20 protein-coding genes are annotated in these 16,063 nt (G+C 49.2%); 7 read left to right on the top strand and 13 right to left on the bottom strand.

Annotated elements, in window-relative coordinates; all coding sequences use genetic code 11:
• Nucleotides 1-19 precede the first annotated feature (19 nt).
• Nucleotides 20-934: an alpha/beta hydrolase gene (locus tag SB847_RS07010; RefSeq protein ID WP_410561593.1), complete on the top strand. Its 915-nt coding sequence runs from the start codon at nucleotides 20-22 to the stop codon at nucleotides 932-934.
• Nucleotides 935-973: 39 nt separating this feature from the next.
• Here the strand turns inward: SB847_RS07010 and SB847_RS07015 are convergent, their stop codons facing one another.
• The 5 genes from SB847_RS07015 to SB847_RS07035 form a co-directional block, all read right to left on the bottom strand.
• Complete coding sequence (locus SB847_RS07015) at nucleotides 974-1,213, bottom strand: DUF2552 family protein (RefSeq protein WP_003153307.1); 240 nt, start codon at nucleotides 1,211-1,213, stop codon at nucleotides 974-976.
• The gene (locus SB847_RS07020; RefSeq protein ID WP_014305346.1) at nucleotides 1,188-1,550 is read right to left on the bottom strand and encodes an iron-sulfur cluster biosynthesis family protein; all 363 of its coding nucleotides are present in this window, start codon (nucleotides 1,548-1,550) and stop codon (nucleotides 1,188-1,190) included. The genes SB847_RS07015 and SB847_RS07020 overlap by 26 nt, the downstream gene beginning before the upstream one ends.
• A 71-nt stretch (nucleotides 1,551-1,621) precedes the next feature.
• A complete protein-coding gene (locus tag SB847_RS07025) occupies nucleotides 1,622-2,590 on the bottom strand; it encodes a GNAT family N-acetyltransferase (RefSeq protein WP_410561590.1) in 969 nt (322 codons plus the stop codon).
• Nucleotides 2,587-2,931 carry an antibiotic biosynthesis monooxygenase family protein gene (locus SB847_RS07030; RefSeq protein WP_015240143.1) on the bottom strand — a complete coding sequence of 115 codons (345 nt, stop codon included), beginning with the start codon at nucleotides 2,929-2,931 and terminating at the stop codon, nucleotides 2,587-2,589. The genes SB847_RS07025 and SB847_RS07030 overlap by 4 nt, the downstream gene beginning before the upstream one ends.
• Before the next feature lie 12 nt (nucleotides 2,932-2,943).
• Nucleotides 2,944-3,414, bottom strand: a complete 471-nt coding sequence (locus SB847_RS07035) for a GNAT family N-acetyltransferase (RefSeq protein ID WP_012117908.1) — start codon at nucleotides 3,412-3,414, stop codon at nucleotides 2,944-2,946.
• 215 nt (nucleotides 3,415-3,629) lie between these two features.
• Between SB847_RS07035 and SB847_RS07040 the strand changes: the two genes are divergently transcribed.
• The 5 genes from SB847_RS07040 to SB847_RS07060 all read left to right on the top strand — a co-directional run bounded on the left by SB847_RS07040 (nucleotide 3,630) and on the right by SB847_RS07060 (nucleotide 6,925).
• Nucleotides 3,630-4,856, top strand: a complete 1,227-nt coding sequence (locus SB847_RS07040; RefSeq protein ID WP_326155305.1) for a DNA polymerase IV — start codon at nucleotides 3,630-3,632, stop codon at nucleotides 4,854-4,856.
• Between the two features lie 15 nt (nucleotides 4,857-4,871).
• Nucleotides 4,872-5,216, top strand: a complete 345-nt coding sequence (locus SB847_RS07045) for a YolD-like family protein (protein WP_007409390.1) — start codon at nucleotides 4,872-4,874, stop codon at nucleotides 5,214-5,216.
• 100 nt (nucleotides 5,217-5,316) lie between these two features.
• Entirely contained in the window at nucleotides 5,317-5,523 is a 207-nt protein-coding gene (locus SB847_RS07050; RefSeq protein ID WP_003153294.1) for a YqzH family protein, read from the top strand.
• A gap of 73 nt (nucleotides 5,524-5,596) precedes the next feature.
• The gene (locus SB847_RS07055) at nucleotides 5,597-6,667 is read left to right on the top strand and encodes an AI-2E family transporter (RefSeq protein ID WP_130570835.1); all 1,071 of its coding nucleotides are present in this window, start codon (nucleotides 5,597-5,599) and stop codon (nucleotides 6,665-6,667) included.
• 90 nt (nucleotides 6,668-6,757) lie between these two features.
• Complete coding sequence (locus tag SB847_RS07060; protein WP_007612383.1) at nucleotides 6,758-6,925, top strand: DUF4083 family protein; 168 nt, start codon at nucleotides 6,758-6,760, stop codon at nucleotides 6,923-6,925.
• A 1-nt stretch (nucleotide 6,926) separates the two neighbouring features.
• On the opposite strand, the gene SB847_RS07065 is transcribed toward SB847_RS07060, so the two are convergent.
• The 5 genes from SB847_RS07065 to SB847_RS07085 form a co-directional block, all read right to left on the bottom strand.
• The gene (locus SB847_RS07065) at nucleotides 6,927-7,316 is read right to left on the bottom strand and encodes a VOC family protein (protein ID WP_029973629.1); all 390 of its coding nucleotides are present in this window, start codon (nucleotides 7,314-7,316) and stop codon (nucleotides 6,927-6,929) included.
• Nucleotides 7,317-7,340: 24 nt separating this feature from the next.
• Complete coding sequence (gene coaA / locus SB847_RS07070; protein WP_003153290.1) at nucleotides 7,341-8,300, bottom strand: type I pantothenate kinase; 960 nt, start codon at nucleotides 8,298-8,300, stop codon at nucleotides 7,341-7,343.
• A 75-nt stretch (nucleotides 8,301-8,375) separates the two neighbouring features.
• Nucleotides 8,376-9,725, bottom strand: a complete 1,350-nt coding sequence (gene dsdA, locus SB847_RS07075; RefSeq protein WP_410561587.1) for a D-serine ammonia-lyase — start codon at nucleotides 9,723-9,725, stop codon at nucleotides 8,376-8,378.
• A gap of 16 nt (nucleotides 9,726-9,741) precedes the next feature.
• On the bottom strand, nucleotides 9,742-10,518 hold the full coding sequence (locus SB847_RS07080; RefSeq protein WP_017418085.1) for an SDR family NAD(P)-dependent oxidoreductase: 777 nt from the start codon (nucleotides 10,516-10,518) through the stop codon (nucleotides 9,742-9,744).
• 5 nt (nucleotides 10,519-10,523) lie between these two features.
• On the bottom strand, nucleotides 10,524-11,483 hold the full coding sequence (locus SB847_RS07085; RefSeq protein ID WP_410561585.1) for an MBL fold metallo-hydrolase: 960 nt from the start codon (nucleotides 11,481-11,483) through the stop codon (nucleotides 10,524-10,526).
• Nucleotides 11,484-11,879: 396 nt separating this feature from the next.
• On the opposite strand from SB847_RS07085, the gene proC reads away from it, so the two are divergent.
• Nucleotides 11,880-12,719: a pyrroline-5-carboxylate reductase gene (gene proC / locus SB847_RS07090; RefSeq protein WP_410561584.1), complete on the top strand. Its 840-nt coding sequence runs from the start codon at nucleotides 11,880-11,882 to the stop codon at nucleotides 12,717-12,719.
• A 36-nt stretch (nucleotides 12,720-12,755) separates the two neighbouring features.
• On the opposite strand, the gene SB847_RS07095 is transcribed toward proC, so the two are convergent.
• From SB847_RS07095 to SB847_RS07105, 3 genes are read right to left on the bottom strand one after another with little or no spacing between them, the layout of a single operon-like run.
• Nucleotides 12,756-13,502 carry a polyketide synthase gene (locus SB847_RS07095; RefSeq protein WP_101669869.1) on the bottom strand — a complete coding sequence of 249 codons (747 nt, stop codon included), beginning with the start codon at nucleotides 13,500-13,502 and terminating at the stop codon, nucleotides 12,756-12,758.
• A gap of 59 nt (nucleotides 13,503-13,561) precedes the next feature.
• Nucleotides 13,562-14,809: a hydroxymethylglutaryl-CoA synthase family protein gene (locus SB847_RS07100; RefSeq protein ID WP_044802111.1), complete on the bottom strand. Its 1,248-nt coding sequence runs from the start codon at nucleotides 14,807-14,809 to the stop codon at nucleotides 13,562-13,564.
• Between the two features lie 57 nt (nucleotides 14,810-14,866).
• Nucleotides 14,867-16,021, bottom strand: a complete 1,155-nt coding sequence (locus SB847_RS07105) for a cytochrome P450 (RefSeq protein WP_022537145.1) — start codon at nucleotides 16,019-16,021, stop codon at nucleotides 14,867-14,869.
• Between the last annotated feature and the right edge of the window lie 42 nt (nucleotides 16,022-16,063).

Genomic DNA, 16,063 nt, shown 5'->3' on the forward strand with positions numbered 1-16,063 from the left:
ATTAAAGGAGGGTGCCTGTGTGAAAAAATGGCTGGCGGTGTTCGGTTCGGCTTGCGCAGTCTTTTTGGCTGCCGGATTCGCTTTTACGAATCTGATTATGTTTATGAAGAAAAAGACGGAGGAAGATATCATGAAAAAAGAAACGGCGGACGGGCATGACAGATTTGATTCCTTCCAGGCCGTGGAAAAAGAAGAGGCCGTCATCCTGTCACGCCACGGGTATGAGATCAAAGGCTTTTACGTCGCCCCGCATCATACGGCAAACACCATGATTATTTGTCACGGCGTTACCGTAAATTCGTTCAATTCATTGAAATACATGGATTTATTTTTAGATTTAGGCTGGAATGTGCTCGTATATGACCACCGCGGGCACGGAAAAAGCGGCGGCAGAACGACGAGCTACGGCTATTTTGAAAAAGATGATTTGGAAGAAGCCGTGAATTGGGTGAGACACAAAACCGGAGACGTCGGTCAAATCGGCATCCACGGGGAATCGATGGGAGCGGTGACGGCCTTATTATACGCGGGCGGGCATCAGGATGAAAACGGCGCTGATTTTTATATTGCGGACTGTCCGTTCGCAAGCTTTCGCGATCAGCTCGCCTACAGGCTGAAGCGGGAGTTCCGGCTGCCTCCGTGGCCGCTTCTGCCTTTGGCTGATTTCTTTTTGCGGATGAGAGAAGGATACCGTATCCGTGATGTATCTCCTTTATCGGTTATCAGCCGAATCCGGCAGCCCGTGCTGTTTATTCACAGTAAGGAAGATGATTATATACCTTCCGCTTCTTCCGAATTGCTGCACCGCAGAAAACGCGGCCCTAAGATGCTCTATCTGGCCGAATCGGGCGGGCATGCCATGTCGTACACCAAAAATCCGGAGAGCTACCGTAAAGCCGTTCAAACCTTTTTAGATACCATGACGCAAACGTAAAAAAGCGAAAGAACGTATGCTGGTTCTTTCGCTTTCCCGTCATAAAACGTCGGTAATCCCGTCCATATTTTCTCCGATCCAGTCAATGGCGAGGTCGATTGTCGTAAACTCCTGCGCTTTGAAGGTCATCTCATCCTGAAGCAGCCAGACATCCTTCTGAACGGATTCAGCGCCTCCGATAGACCAGTGCAGCAGACTGTACGGGTGGTTGTTGTTCAGAAAGGATACCCACGTTTTATGCTGTGCCGTCTGTTTAATGGCTTTCAGCTTTTGATTCACTTTCCGTTTCTCCCTGCTTTACTAATATGCTCATTCTCGGGCTCAGCATCTCTGCCGGGCTTTTTAAGACGAGCGTTTTTGCCTTTTCATTGTAATCGATTGTCATTTCCTCGTCAAAAAACACTTTTTGTGAGGTCTGGATGTAAAGCGGAAGTCCGTTGGTTTCAATGGCTTCGCATTGTCCCGTTAATTCGTCCGCCAGCCAGATGGTCGGCACACCGCTCACCGCGCACCCGCAGCCTTCTGCGTCATAGCGGAGCTGCGCTTTTTTCCCCGGGTTGGCGTCCATCGCCTGCTGAAGTGTGTGTTTCGCCGCATCCGTCACATGTATTTGCATAGATGATCCTCCGTTTTTCATTTTCGCCATTGTAGCATACCGAGCCGCTGTATGCATTGTTTCTGCTTTCTTTACAGCAGCCCGCTCTCCCAGTCCTTTGCCTCTTGTTCAGCCGCCTTGATCCAGTCATTTTTCCCTTCACTATACTTTGCCATATCGTATGGGTATGTCTCAGCGAGGTGCCGTTTCAGTTCCATGTATTGAGCCGCTTTTTCAGGCTTTGCGGTGAGGTAATCCCGGAACAGCAGATGACGCTTCACGTCCGGATGGCCTGTTTCGTATATGTGGACGTGGTGTGTGCGCTTGCTGCCGCCTTTTTGAAAGAAACGCCGGCCCTCTATCCCGTTTTCCCCTTTCGCCTCATAGCCGAGTGCTTCCAGCTGCGGACTGAATCGGTCGTCATCCGAAATATCTTTGACCTCCGCCAGTATATCGATGACGGGTTTGGCGGCCATCTGCGGGATGGAGGTGCTGCCGATGTGGCTGACAGAATGAAGTGCTGGGCCGAAGATTCGGATCAAGTCCGCCTTCTCTCTTTCAAACATTTCTTTCCATTCCGGCTTGTACGGAACAACTTCCGCTTTCCTCTTCGGATAAAGATGAAAAAACGAGAGGGTCAGCCCTTCCGGCGTCTCTATCTGTCCGGCTTCTGTGAACCCGGTTTTTAAATAGAGAGAGACTGCCGGAACGTTTTGGCTGGCGGTAGCCGCCTCTATTTTTTGGGCGTCCCGGTTCTCGTCTATCACAAATTGAATAAGCGCCCGTCCGATTCCTTTCCGAAAGCCTGAAGGATGCACCGTCAGCCTGCATATGACAAGGTCATATCCCTTTTTTTCATACGAAATGACGCCTGCAAGCTGATCTTTTTCCTTGAAACCGGCAAACGTCTCCCGTGACCGCTGTATATCATCGGGTGTTTCATGCAGGGCGGGAATGCCGAAAAAGCCGATCAGCTCGGCTTCTTTTTGATAAGAGCAGCGCTGAACCGCCGCAATTTCCCGCGCGGTCTGTTCTTGTGTATGCTGTAAAAATGTAATCAATCTTCCGCCCCTTTTGACGCAAACATCCGCTGTGACTCCGTCTTCGTAATGCGGACCGCGTACGCTTCATACCAGGCGGTTTTTCCTTTTTGTTTTGCCGCCTGGTGGTCAGTATGATCTTTCCACCTTTTAATCGCCTCCAGGCTGTCCCAGTAGGAAACCGTGATGCCGCAGCCGTTTTCCTCCCGAACGCTTTCCGCGCCTAAAAAGCCCGGCTGTCCGCCTGCCAAATTCATCATGCGCTCTGCCGTATGTTCATATTCCTCATCATATTTTCCCTTTATTGATGAAAAAATGACCGCATAATAGGGCGGTTTGGGCGTGTCAGCTAAAAAACCCATATTCATCCCCCTCTACATATATTTCACAAACAGAATCCGGTCTTCTCCCGGGCCGTCATAATTCGCAAAAACAGGGATTCCGTTTACGGTTTTGGTTCCTTTTTCAGCTTCAAAGCCTAATTTTGTATGATAAGCGATTGATACTTTATTGACAGGCGCCGTCACGCAATTGACTTTTGTGCAGCCCCTTTTCTTCACCGTCTCCATAAATCGGTCGTAGAGCTGTTTTCCAATTTGCATTTTTCTGAAATCCGGATGCACACCGGAAAAATGAATGTAGGCTGTCTCAGGGTCTGATTGTGACTGAAAACCGATTAAAAAGCCGGTCATTCCCTCCGGCCCGTACGTGATAAAGCTTGTGTCCTGAAAATGTTCAAAAAACAAGCGCGGCAGTTTGTCTTTCATCTGCCTGCCGCCCCACCATTCATTCAAAACAGACGTAACCATTTCATAGTCTTCAGAGGTAATTGTTCGAATATCCATTATCGATTGACTCTCCTTTTCGTCCGGCAAAATGAATGTCAGCTCTTCTCATTGGAATATAAAAAATTATATGTGGGTTGTTTGCAATTGTAAATGATTTCTTTTCAAGCAAACGAATCAGCACGTCTTCCAGCCGGGGAATGATTTACCAGTATAAACGTGATCATTGTTCGGGTACAATGAAAAACAGAACAAACGTTCCCGGAGGTTTTTTTATGGCTGATATTCTTCTTGTAGATATGCAATCGTTTTATGCGTCTGTGGAAAAAGCGGAAGCGCCTCATCTCAAAAGCCGGCCCGTGATTGTCTCGGGAGATCCCGAAAGACGCAGCGGCGTCGTGCTTGCGGCTTGTCCGCTCGCCAAACGATACGGCGTAAAAAATGCCGAACGGCTGTGGGAAGCGCAGGCCAAATGTCCCGACGCCGTTATTGTCCGTCCGCGGATGCAGCGGTATATTGATGTATCCGTCATGATTACCGAACTGTTTGAACGGTATACCGATCTTGTAGAACCCTACTCCATCGATGAGCAGTTTCTCGACGTGACCGGAAGCAGGCGGCTGTTCGGTGATCCTTTTACAATTGCCGAAAGCATTCAGCAAGCGATTATGCGTGAATTCGGAATTTATGCCCGTGTCGGCATCGGGCCGAATAAGGCGCTCGCGAAAATGGCTTGCGACCATTTTGCCAAAAAAAACGCATCCGGCATCCACAGATTGGATATGTCAAATATCAGGCAGGATCTGTGGCCGCTGCCGGTCGGAAAATTATTCGGCATCGGAAAACGGATGGAGCATCATTTAAGACGGATGGGCATCAGCACAATCGGCGGGCTTGCCGGGCACCCCGCCGAATTGCTGAAAAAACGCTGGGGCATTAACGGCGAATTGCTTCAGCGGACAGCCCGCGGCATCGATCCCTCTCCGGTCACCGTCAACACGCACAGCCGGCAAAAAGCGATCGGCCATAACATGACCCTCCCGAGAGACTACAGCCGCTTTGAGGATATTAAAGTCGTGCTGCTGGAGTTAAGCGAAGAAGTGGCCCGCCGCGCCCGTTTCAAACAATACATCGGCCATACGGTTTCGGTCAGCATCAGAGGCGTTGATTTTGAATTCCCTTCAGGTTTTCACAGACAGAGAAAGCTGATCTCTCCGACTAATTTCGGAATGGATATTTTTAAAGCGGCGGTCAAGCTCTTCAAAGAGCATTGGAACGGTGAGCCCGTCCGCAGCGCCGGCGTCTCCCTTTCCCAGCTGGAGCCTTGTGATTATGTTCAGCTGAGCCTGTTCGATGCTCAGGAAAAAAAGATCAGTCTCGGCAAAGTATTGGATGATATTCATGAGCGGTACGGCCCTGCGTCGCTCCTCCATGCCGCTTCACTGACAGAGGCCGGCCAAGCCTTTCACCGGGCTGAAAAAATCGGCGGGCACTACAAATAATTTGAGGTGATATACATGAATCCGAACAAATTAACCCCCGGGTATAATGTCATGTGGGAATCAAGCCGGATGATGCTGCCCGAGCATCGGGAGCAGCTGCTTGCAAAAAAACGAAAAGAACGGGAATTCCGGCCTCCGGAACTGAGCGAAGAGCAACTGAACGACATGAACCGCATCATTGCGGCGTCAATTGAAGAAGACAGGGCCATCTCGGTCACCTACGCTTCAGCACACGGCCCCCGCCGCTTTTGGGGCTGGGTAAAACAAGTGAGGCATGACGAAAAACGTTTAAAAATCATAAACGATGAAGATGCGTTAACGCTGCCGTTTCATCGTATTCTCTCAGCTGAATTGGAATAAAAATCCTGCCCCGGCCTGACAGAAAATATGATAGAAGAGTGGGAGGATCACATGATATTTAGTAGAATAAAGATGAATGACAAGAATAGGAGAATATATGATGGATCAATTTATAGAAAAAATGCTGGGACAAGCCCTCCGCCAGTATGGACGGAATGTGTCGACAGATCCGCTGAGCCCCTATGAAAAACAGAGTTTAAAAAAAGCTTTAGAAGAAAGAAGGAATGAAGAACCCGATGAGGATCTCCATGCCCATGTAGAAGATATTATCTACGATTACGTCACCAATCAGGGGCAGTTTTCCTGACACGGACGTTTATGCACCGGGCGATAAGGGAAACGTCCGAGCGTAAACCCTTAAAGATTGCGTGGTGCAGGATATGCCTATCGGGCCTTATTTCAGGATCGGCTATGCCGTTCTTCTGTTATTTCTCATCATTTATCTCGGAACATTAATAGACTTTTTGTTCCAGCCTGTTGTGATTACGGTTAAAACCTTGTTTCCGCCTATTGTATTATCGGGCGTCCTCTACTATTTGTGCCGCCCGCTCGTCAGACTGCTGCATGCGAAATTAAAGCTGCCCGAAGGAATCGCGATTTTAGCGATTTATGCGGGAACAGCCGGCCTTTTTGTCCTCTTCCTTTATACGGCGGGCCCTGCCGTTCAAAAACAGTTTACAGCCTTCACAGATCATATTCCGGAGCTTTCCGCAAAAGCTGAAAATTGGATCGGGCATCTTCAGGACAGCAAATGGTTCTCCCGGCTTCAGCATGGGGATTCCTTTAAAAAATTAGCAGACAAAGCCGCAAATTATTCCGGTTCAATCGCTGATTCTCTCAGCAGCCTGGCCGGTACGGCTGCCAATGCCGCCATCACCGCCGCCATTATTCCGTTTGCGCTGTATTACATGTTAAAAGAAGGAAACAAAGCCCCCCGGCGACTGCTGCGGCTTCTTCCGGAAAAACATCAAAAAGAAGGAAAACAAATCCTTCAGGACATGGATGAAGCTCTCAGTTCATACATACAAGGACAGCTGCTCGTCAGTTTTTGTGTCGGCGTACTCGTCACAATCGGCTATTTTATAATCGGGCTCGATTATCCGCTCGTTCTGGGCGCGTTCGCCATGGTGACAAACCTGATTCCGTTTATCGGGCCTTGGATCGGCACATTTCCCGGAGTCATTGTCGGATTGTTCGATTCACCGACCGAAGCCGTGCTGGTGATTACGGTCGTCGTCATTGTCCAGCAGCTTGAAAGCCAGCTGATTTCCCCGCAAATTATGGGACGGAAGCTGGACATTCACCCGCTGACCATTATTTTTCTTCTGCTTGCCGCCGGCAAATTCTCAGGAATTGCCGGGATGCTGCTGGCCATTCCGGGATATGCGGCCGCAAAAGTGGTCATAAGCCACATGCAGAAACTATTCATTCTCAGAAAAAAACAAAGCTAAGAGAGAAATGATTCATCCTCATGTCTTCACACCGGTCAAAATGAAAAAACGGCGGGCTGAAGAAGCCCGCCGCACACGGAGGTAAAAAAGATGAACATCGGTGATGTCATTTTTCAATTGATTTCATTTATTGCAGCCGCGGTTTTCCTGTTTGCCGTGATATACGTATTCAGAAGCTTGAAGCAGCGCCGCATACAATTGGACAGAATCGAAAAGAAACTCGACGCGCTGCGCGAAGAAAAAAACGAAAAGTTATAGTTCATTCAGAAGCAGGAGCAACGAGCTCCACTTTTATCCGATCCGGATCCTCCGTGTATACGGCGTAATGCGTGCTTCCGCCTGCATATGGATGGCGGTCCCTGTAAAGCACGGGGCATCCTCTGGCAAGCAGCTTTTCTGTCATCTCGTCAACCTGCTCTCTTGATGCAGCATGAAAAGCCAGATGGTTCAGCCCGACCCGGCATCTGTGGTACTCCGGTGTTAAAAAACGCTCCTCTGTCTGTACAAGCACAACATAAAATCCTGCGTTTTTCCAGCTGATGCCGGAGTCCCAATTTTGAAATTCCCTATAACCGAGCTCACCTAAAAACCATCCCCAAAACCGGGCGGAGGCTTTCAAGTCAGATACATACAACTCAATATGATGTATCATAATATACGCTTCCTCCTCACATCACACCCGCCTTACCAGCACCTCTTCAACTTTATGGCCGTCACCTTTTCTCAAAATCAAATCCGATCTGAATTTTGTCGGCAGGATATTTTCATACAGATTCGGCCGGTTGACGCTCTCCCAAATGGAGGCGGCCATGGTATCCGCTTCTGCATCAGACAAATCCTTAAATTTATGAAAATAAGAAGCCGGATCCTGAAAAGCGGTTTCTCTTAAGAGGCGGAAACGTTCCAAATACCACGTGAAAATCCGGCTTTCTTCGGCATCCACATAGATCGAAAAATCAAAGAAATCGGATACAAAAATCCGCGGATCTTCCCTGTCGTCCTCTAATGTCGGCGACTGCAGGACATTGATTCCTTCGATAATAACGATATCCGCACCTTCGACAACCTCGACGGCGCCCTCTTCCCTGTCATAGGTAAGATGGGAATATACGGGCGCCTCCACTCTCTCTTTCCCTGACTTTATATCGTTCAGAAATTCAAGCAGCGCTTTCACGTCGTAGCTTTCCGGGAATCCCTTTCTGGACAGAAGGTTTTTCCTTTTTAATTCCGCCGTCGGATACAAAAAACCGTCGGTTGTCACCAGGCTCACCTTCGGCCTGTCCGGCAGACGGGAAAGAAGCTTTTGCAAAATTCTCGCCGTCGTGCTTTTGCCGACGGCGACGCTGCCCGCGATTCCGATGATAAACGGGATTTTCGCTGAATGCGGATGCTTCAGAAACACATTGACATGCTGATTCCGTCTTGCGGCAGACGTGACATGAAGATGGAGCAGGCGCACAAGCGGAATGTAAATCGTTTCTACTTCTTCCACCGACAGGTAGTCATTCAGCCCCTCTACGGCCTTGGCCTCTTCCTCTGAAACGGCAATGGAAAGATGGCCGCCGAATCCGGCCCACGACTCGCGGCTGTGCTGCGTATACAATGTATGTAAGTTCAATTCTTTACTTTTCACAATTCACACCAATCTCTCTGTATGGCTTTCCGATAAAAAAACAAACGCTTACAAAGATTGTAACGGAAAACCGCTTCACTGTCTGCCCATTTTTTTCAAAAATGAGGAACCGATCCGGCTGTACTCTTCCATTTCCCCCTCCGGAACCATACTTCCGCCGGTGCTCCACACAAGGTGCACGGCATTTTCCATCTCAAGCCCCCGCTCTTTTATATAACGGTTTCCGGCTTCGGTCTGAACGACCTTGACGGCTCCGGCCAGTCCGGCGAGTGCAGAGGGTTCAAGGCTCTTATTCTCGGCCGCCCTTAATTGATAAAGCAGCGAAAAAAGCGTGCCGTCATCGGCGGTATAACAGCCGCTGAGTACAGGCTCCATCAGAGGACCGGCCAGTCCGGACGGCCTTCCCACCGCGAGTCCGTCGGCGGCCGTTTGATTATCAAGACCGATATCCTGCACGCTGATTCCGTCATGCAAGCCGGAAAACAGTCCTAACAGCATACACGGTGAATGCGTCGGCTCACCGAAAAAAATATGGACATGCTCGCCATAGATCAGCTTTAGCGCAAGCGCGACGCCGCCCGGGCCTCCTCCGACCCCGCACGGCAAATAAACGAAAAGCGGTTCATCTGCATCAGGCTTTATGTTCATTTGATCGAGCTGCTTTTTCACACGGCTTCCCGCAACGGCATACCCCAAAAACAGATGCCGGGAATGTTCATCATCAATAAAATAACAATAAGGGTCCTGCTTCGCCTGCATGCGCCCCTCTTTGACAGCCAGACTGTAGTCTGCTTCATATTCGATGACGCGAACCCCCTTTTCCCGGAGCAGCTCCTTTTTCCACTGCTTTGCGTCACTGGACATATGAACGGTCACACAAAAGCCGAGCTTCGCGCCGATTATGCCGATACTCAGACCTAAATTGCCCGTAGAGCCGACGGCTATAGAGTATTTTGAGAAAAAAGCGGTAAACCGTTCTTCAGTCAATATACTGTAATCGTCGTCTGCTGAGAGCATTCCCGCTTTTACCGCGAGATCTTCGGCATGCTTCAGCACTTCGTAAATCCCGCCGCGCGCTTTAATGGAACCGGAAATCGGAAGTTCGTCGTCGCATTTCAAAAGCAGACGCCCGGGGAAAGCCTGAGCGGCGCTGTGTTCCAGATGCTTCTTCATTTCATTAATCAAGACAAGCGGAGATTCAATGAGGCCCCCCTCCGCTCCCGTCTCCGGAAAAGCCGACGCGATATAAGGCGCAAACCGGCGCAGCCTTTCTTCCGCTTCGGCAATCTCCTTTTTCCATTCAGCGCCATGCTTTACTGGATCATCGGTTTTATGCGGATTGATCCAAAATACTTCACGCGCCTCCGCCATTTGCCTGACTAAAGGCTCTGCCATCAATGCCTTGTGTATATCCCGGTCGGACATTCCTTTTTCCCCCTTGTTACTTTTTCTTTAATGCGCGGCCGGCCAGTTTTTCTGTAAACGATGGGAAAAGCTGATACAGCTTCGTCCCGAGGCTCATCCATCGCGGAAGATTCATTTCCCGTTTATCCGTCAGAATCACGGATGTAATGCGCTCTGCCACATGGTCGGCATCAAGCATCCATCTGCCGACGCTTTTCACATAACCGCCCTCTTTATCTGCAATTGTAAAGAAGTCTGTTTTGATCGGACCGGGATTAACCGTTGTCACGGCTACACCCGTACCGGCCAGCTCAAGCCGCAGCGCGTTGGAATACCCTAACACGGCGTGTTTCGTTGCAGAATAAAGGCTTGATTTCGGCGTCGCCAATTTGCCGGCCTGTGAGGCGATATTGATAATATGGCCGCTTTTCGCATGAAGCATCACAGGAAGACAGGCCTTCGTACAGGCGATTAATCCGAAGACGTTGACTTCAAACATTGCCTTCATATCATCCAAAGATGAATCAGCGGCCGTTTCAAAAATGCCGAAGCCGGCGTTGTTGATTAATACGTCAACATGACCGATCAAACGCCTTACGTTTTCAGCCTCTTCTGCATGCCGGACGTCAAACGGGATGACATCACACTGTCCGCCGCGCGCGGTAATCGTCTTTTTCACTTCCTGCAAGCGGTCCTCCCGCCTGGCGGATAAAAAAACATGAGCCCCTTCTGCCGCGCAGGAATATGCAAGCCGTTCTCCGAGTCCGCCGGATGCCCCTGTGATCCAAATCCGCTTATCCGTTAATCTGCCCATTTCCTTCACCCCTTCACAGCTTTAAACTTCAGAGTATTCCCCGACTGAAAGGATTCAGCCTTCCCTTCGGCGGCCAGCACGTCAAGATGGCCGATCGTTTCTGACATCGTTAAAAACATTTCATTTTCATAAACAGCCGGAAACAGCCGCCGGCATACCTGGAAAGCCGTTAGCGTTTCCTCTGACAACAGGCGCAGCACATATTCCGACCGGTTTCTCTGTTTTTCAAGCCGCCTGTCAAAAGCAGGCTTTACGTCTGTCAGCAGATCGCCGTGTCCCGGATATAAAAAGGACGGGTTTACGTCATACAGCCGCTTCATTGAGTTCAAGTAGTCGAGCATCGGGGCCGCGCGCACGCCCCCCTTTTCCGGAGCTTCCAGAATCGGATTGGTGGAGCTGTTGGACAAAAGCAGATCGCCGCTGAACATTTCACCGCTTTTTTCATGGTAGAGCGCAATGTGAGAAGCGGCATGACCCGGGATTTCGAGCACCGTCCAGCCGTTAAGCCCGTCAATTTTTCCGCCTTCCCTCACTGTTTTCGTTAACGGACGGTTTGCAGAAAATAAGTATGACAGCTTAACTGTTTTATGTATGTCTTCAGGCTTCAGGGGAACGTCCATTTCAGTCATAAGCGACAAAAAAAAGTCCTCCTGCCGGGCGATATACGACTGATCCTGAGTAATATACCTGTCATTCAGCGGATGCCCGATCACTTCCGTATCCTCAGGAAAAAGGTGCAGCAGACCCGAATGATCTGCGTGATGATGAGTGAGCACCACCTGTTCTATATCCGCCGCAGAAACCCCGTGTTCCTTAAGCTGCAATAAGAGCGATTCAGCCGCTTCCTTTGTATTCGGGCCGCAATCAATAAGGGTTAAGGCTTCATCTTTTACTAAATAAACGATAACGTCGCCGACTGCAAACGGAGTCGGCACACGTATCGGAATGATCTTTCTCGCTGCCATGTTTACGCTCCTTCGTTCTTTTCATTCCTGAATAATCATATTTTAGCGTTTTCTTTTCACTGTGTCATTATTGCCGCATATCGGAAAAAAAGATTGACATCCCGCTCTTGCGCATAGCATAATGAACAACAAACTAGAAAACACGGAACGCGATGACGAGGAACTAGTATATAAACAACGGCAGCAGAGAGCAATGTCCCCGGCTGAAAGACATTGCGGCCCTCTTGTTTACAGAACCTGCCCTCAGAGCGGTTAGGAAAACCTAAACGTATCCCCTCGTTACGGGATTTGAGCTGAGCACGGCTGATTCGTGCTAATGTAAGGTGGTACCGCGAAACCTTTTCGTCCTTTTTGACGGGAAGGTTTTTTTGTGTTTTGAGAAGAAGGAGGATTTATATGAAGAAAATCGGTTTTATCGGGGCCGGATCAATGGCGGAAGCAATGGTGAACGGACTGCTGCAAAGCGGAATGACAGCCCCCGGACATATATATATGACAAACCGGTCAAATGACAGCCGGCTTGAAGAGCTCCAAAAAACGTACGGAGTGAAACCGTGCCGGGATAAAGAAGAGTTTTTCAGCAATACCGACATTATCGTTCTCGCCTTTAAACCGAAAGATGCGGCAGACAGCATTGAGAACATTCGCGAATACGTGAAAGATCAGCTTGTGATTTCTGTCATCGCAGGGCTGACGATTCACACGATTCAGCAATATTTCGGCAGAAAGCTCACTATCATCCGGGCGATGCCGAATACATCCGCGGCCATTCAGCAATCGGCGACCGGTTTTTCCGCAAGCTCCGAGGCGAGTGAAGCTGAAATCCGGACGGCAAAAGAGCTTCTGGAAACAATCGGAGAAGCGACGCGCTTTGAAGAAAAACACCTTGATGCCGTCACAGCCATTGCCGGAAGCGGTCCCGCCTATGTGTACCGGTATGTCGAAGCAATGGAAAAGGCCGCCCTTCAAGCCGGCCTGCCGGAAGAAACGGCAAAAGAGCTGATTTTACAAACCATGGCCGGGGCGACGGAAATGCTCAGAACAAGCAGCAAACGGCCTGAACGCCTGCGCAAGGAAATCACAAGCCCGGGCGGCACGACCGAAGCAGGCCTTCGCGCATTAGAAGAGCGCCGCTTTGAAGAAGCCATCATGCACTGCATCGCAGAAACCGCAGCCCGGAGCGCCGAAATTAAAGAACAATTCGCAAGCTCCGTTCTGCAAAAGACGGACCAGTGATAAAGCATGGGGCTTCCCATGCTTTTTTCATTCTGTTTAACTGCCGTATAAGCGGCTGATTCTCTCTTTTACTTCAGGAAGATGGAATGTGGCTTCGTGCATGTTCACCTCTTCCTCAACCGCTATTGTCAGCTCTCTTTTGATCCGTGCGGTCACATTGGTTTTCAGCGCAACCAGTGAGGCTCTCGGTTTATCCGCCAGCAGCCGGGCCAATTCACGGCCTCTTTGAAGGGCGTCTTTTTTCGGCAGCACTTCAAACGGAACTCCCCGTTTTTCCAGAGCGGCGCCGCTGAAATTCGCGGCCGTAAACAGCATTTCTTCCCCGAGGACAATTCCCAGTTTTTCAGGCACAATATACGTCGCGCCCATTCCCGGTGTAAATCCGTACTTCATATAATTACAAGAATAAAAACTCTCTCTGCTTAAAATCACGAAATCCGAGCTCAGACCGATCGTAAAGCCGGCTCCGATCGCATGCCCCTGCATGACGGAAATCACGGGAATCCTGCAATCCAATAAAAGACTGTGAAGCTTTAAATCTGTAAATTGGAGCTTTCCGCTCTGAATGGTCAAAAGCCCCTCCTGCGTTCCTCCCGTGCAGAAATAATTTCCGTAACCCGTCAGAAGGACGGTTTTATAGGACGGATGGGCATTGATGTCTTGGAATACCCGGTGCAGCTCTCTGACAAACTCTTCTGACAGCCCGTTTTTCCCGGCCGTATCCTGCATTGTGACCTGCACAATGCCCGGTTCTGTTTCCTGTACATCAATCATTGGATTCATGTTTATTCTCCGTTTCTTTAAAAATACTCAAGCCTTGCCGGCTCTGAGTGTTTCTGATATTAAGTCGTCCATTCATACTTTCTGTGAAACTCTTTTATTTCAGTCAGCACCAATCGCGTTTTTCCTTGATGCGCATTCGGGATGTCTGCTGCGGGCGCGGCATTTCTTGTGCCGAATTTTACGATGCCGCTGTCTTGGAGCAGCCGGTCATAATCAGCCATCGATAAACGGACGCGTTCATCCAAATGCCGGCTGATCTGAAATTGATTCTGCCGCGTACGGCTTTGCGGCATAACGACACCGCTGTAAAATTCAGAGCAGCAGCCCGAACCGTATGAAAAACAGCCGACGCGTTTCGGCGTTTCAAAAGAGCCGTTATCAATCGTGCTGGCAAGAGATAAAAATACGGTGGCCCCCATGATGTTGCCGACGCGCTGACAGTATTGAATCCCAGGCAGCACGCGTTGCTGAAAATCCGCTTCAATGTCTTGCGGCTTAGCCTTTGCCAATTTTCTCATCATCGTCCGATGCGCTCCTTTTACCATTCCGCCAAACGGAGTATGAAAAGAAAGATATTGAAATGTATTCTTATAATCCGCCCCGCTCACACGCTTTCCGTATTCCTGAAATGATTTTTCACAGCAGTCCAAATAAGACATGAGCGACAGATCAGCATCCCCCGCTTCACTATCCGGAATCGGACGGCAGGTATCCATGACTTCATACCCGTAATACCCGCTTGCGCCTTGATCAAGCAAAAAGACATGAGGGGTGCTGCTGACTAAAAGCGCCACAGCTCCCGCCCCCGCACTCGGTTCGGCATAGGACCATTCCTCCGTCAACGCGTCACCGCCTTCAGCCACTAAAAAGCGGGAAATATCCGTTCCGATGATGAGCGCTTTCGCTCCCGGCGATGTTTGCGATAAGATGAAATTCACGCCCATTTGAAACCCGGCCGTTAAAGAATAGCAAGCCTGTTTCACCTCAAATAACCGGCAATTCCGCTTCAGCTGCAAATAATCATGGACGTATGTACTGATGGATTTGCCAAAATCAATCCCGGATTCCGTACAGGTGATGACCATTTCAATCTGATTCCGTTCCTCTTCTGACAGAGAGTCGATAATCGGTTTTGCGGCATTTACGGCGAACGTAATCGGATCTTCAAACGGAAGCGCCACCACTTTTTCTTTCATCAGCAGGTTCTCAAACCTTTTTTTATCCAAGTTCCGATGTTCCGCAAGCTCCATGACGTCTACATACGCGGTTCCGCCAAACACATTCATTGCTTCGATTCCTACATTCATTTCTCCAAGCCCCCAGAGTAAAGAGGCTTCCTGTGGAAGCCTCTTTTATTTTTCCGTTCAAAACTCAACAAGCAGCCTGTCAACGCCGTGAAATACAGGGCTCGGAACCAGATTCGGCTCTTGATCCTCAGTAAAACGCCATGCGGGCATCTGTTCAAAAAAGTGGGAAAGCGCGATTTTCGCTTCAAGCCGGGCCAGCGGCGCTCCTAAACAATAATGGCTGCCCTGACCGAATGACAGATGCTGATTCGGCTTTCGTCCCAAGTCAATCTGATCGGCATTTTCAAACTTCTTTTCATCTCTGTTCGCCGATCCAATCCACGCATACACTTTTTCTCCGGCCGGAATCGTTTTTCCGCCAATCTCGCTCTCAACCGCGGTGTAGCGGGTTACCCGCTGAATGGAAGGTCTGAGGCGGATGACTTCCTCAATAAAGTCAGGAAGGAGCGCCTTATTTTCAAGCAGCCGGGGCAGAATGTGCGGGAACTCCTTGAGACTGAGAAATGAGTTTCCGATCACATTTTCCGTCGTTACGTGCCCCGCGACAATCAACAAGCCGCAAAAACCGATTAATTGCTTGTCTGACAGCGGCTCTCCGTCTAAATCAGCTGAAATTAAATGGCTGATTAAATCATTTTGCGGCTGTTTTCTCCGCTGTAAAATAAACTGCATGAAGTATCCGATCATCTGCTTTTGCACTTCATTCATTTTCTTTTCATCTTTTACATTCTGGCTTTGGTCGACCCAGCTTTTAAAGATATCTCTGTCTTTCGGAGGAAATCCTAGAAGCTCTGCGATCACGATAATCGGAAGCGGAAATGCGTAATCTTCAATAATGTCCATCCTGCCTTTTGAACGGACGGCCTGAAGCAGGTCATCAGCGATAGCGGCTATACGCGGTGCAAGAGTCTCAACCGATTTCGGCATGAATGGCTGATTGACCAATTTTCTGAAGACGGTGTGTTCAGGCGGGTCCATTTTCAAAAGGCTGTCTTTGTTAATATGCCGAATCATTTTTTCCTGTTTGTCCGCACTTAAGTATTTATGATCGGAAGAAAAATGACTGTAGTCAGAAATCACCCGTTTCACTTCATCATAGGTGAAGATTTCCCAGCAATCTTCCTTTTCATTGTAATGAACGGGAGAGGTTTCTCTCATCGTTTGGTACCACTTGTACGGCTGCTGCTGTCTGATTTTTGTTAAACTGGTCATTTTCATTCCTCCAAGATGTGATCAAGATTTGAAATGACCCGC

Source organism: Bacillus sp. SIMBA_026 (genome assembly GCF_046535335.1).
Lineage (GTDB): Bacteria > Bacillota > Bacilli > Bacillales > Bacillaceae > Bacillus > Bacillus velezensis.

What these genes read in the sequence shown, in the direction of transcription:
- SB847_RS07020 (WP_014305346.1), bottom strand. Translation starts at nt 1,550, where the DNA reads ATGCAAATACATGTGACGGATGCGGCGAAACACACACTTCAGCAGGCG.
- SB847_RS07030 (WP_015240143.1), bottom strand. Translation starts at nt 2,931, where the DNA reads ATGGGTTTTTTAGCTGACACGCCCAAACCGCCCTATTATGCGGTCATT.
- SB847_RS07035 (WP_012117908.1), bottom strand. Translation starts at nt 3,414, where the DNA reads ATGGATATTCGAACAATTACCTCTGAAGACTATGAAATGGTTACGTCT.
- SB847_RS07040 (WP_326155305.1), top strand. Translation starts at nt 3,630, where the DNA reads ATGGCTGATATTCTTCTTGTAGATATGCAATCGTTTTATGCGTCTGTG.
- SB847_RS07045 (WP_007409390.1), top strand. Translation starts at nt 4,872, where the DNA reads ATGAATCCGAACAAATTAACCCCCGGGTATAATGTCATGTGGGAATCA.
- SB847_RS07050 (WP_003153294.1), top strand. Translation starts at nt 5,317, where the DNA reads ATGGATCAATTTATAGAAAAAATGCTGGGACAAGCCCTCCGCCAGTAT.
- SB847_RS07055 (WP_130570835.1), top strand. Translation starts at nt 5,597, where the DNA reads ATGCCTATCGGGCCTTATTTCAGGATCGGCTATGCCGTTCTTCTGTTA.
- SB847_RS07060 (WP_007612383.1), top strand. Translation starts at nt 6,758, where the DNA reads ATGAACATCGGTGATGTCATTTTTCAATTGATTTCATTTATTGCAGCC.
- dsdA (WP_410561587.1), bottom strand. Translation starts at nt 9,725, where the DNA reads ATGTCCGACCGGGATATACACAAGGCATTGATGGCAGAGCCTTTAGTC.
- SB847_RS07080 (WP_017418085.1), bottom strand. Translation starts at nt 10,518, where the DNA reads ATGGGCAGATTAACGGATAAGCGGATTTGGATCACAGGGGCATCCGGC.
- SB847_RS07085 (WP_410561585.1), bottom strand. Translation starts at nt 11,483, where the DNA reads ATGGCAGCGAGAAAGATCATTCCGATACGTGTGCCGACTCCGTTTGCA.
- proC (WP_410561584.1), top strand. Translation starts at nt 11,880, where the DNA reads ATGAAGAAAATCGGTTTTATCGGGGCCGGATCAATGGCGGAAGCAATG.
- SB847_RS07095 (WP_101669869.1), bottom strand. Translation starts at nt 13,502, where the DNA reads ATGAATCCAATGATTGATGTACAGGAAACAGAACCGGGCATTGTGCAG.
- SB847_RS07100 (WP_044802111.1), bottom strand. Translation starts at nt 14,809, where the DNA reads ATGAATGTAGGAATCGAAGCAATGAATGTGTTTGGCGGAACCGCGTAT.
- SB847_RS07105 (WP_022537145.1), bottom strand. Translation starts at nt 16,021, where the DNA reads ATGACCAGTTTAACAAAAATCAGACAGCAGCAGCCGTACAAGTGGTAC.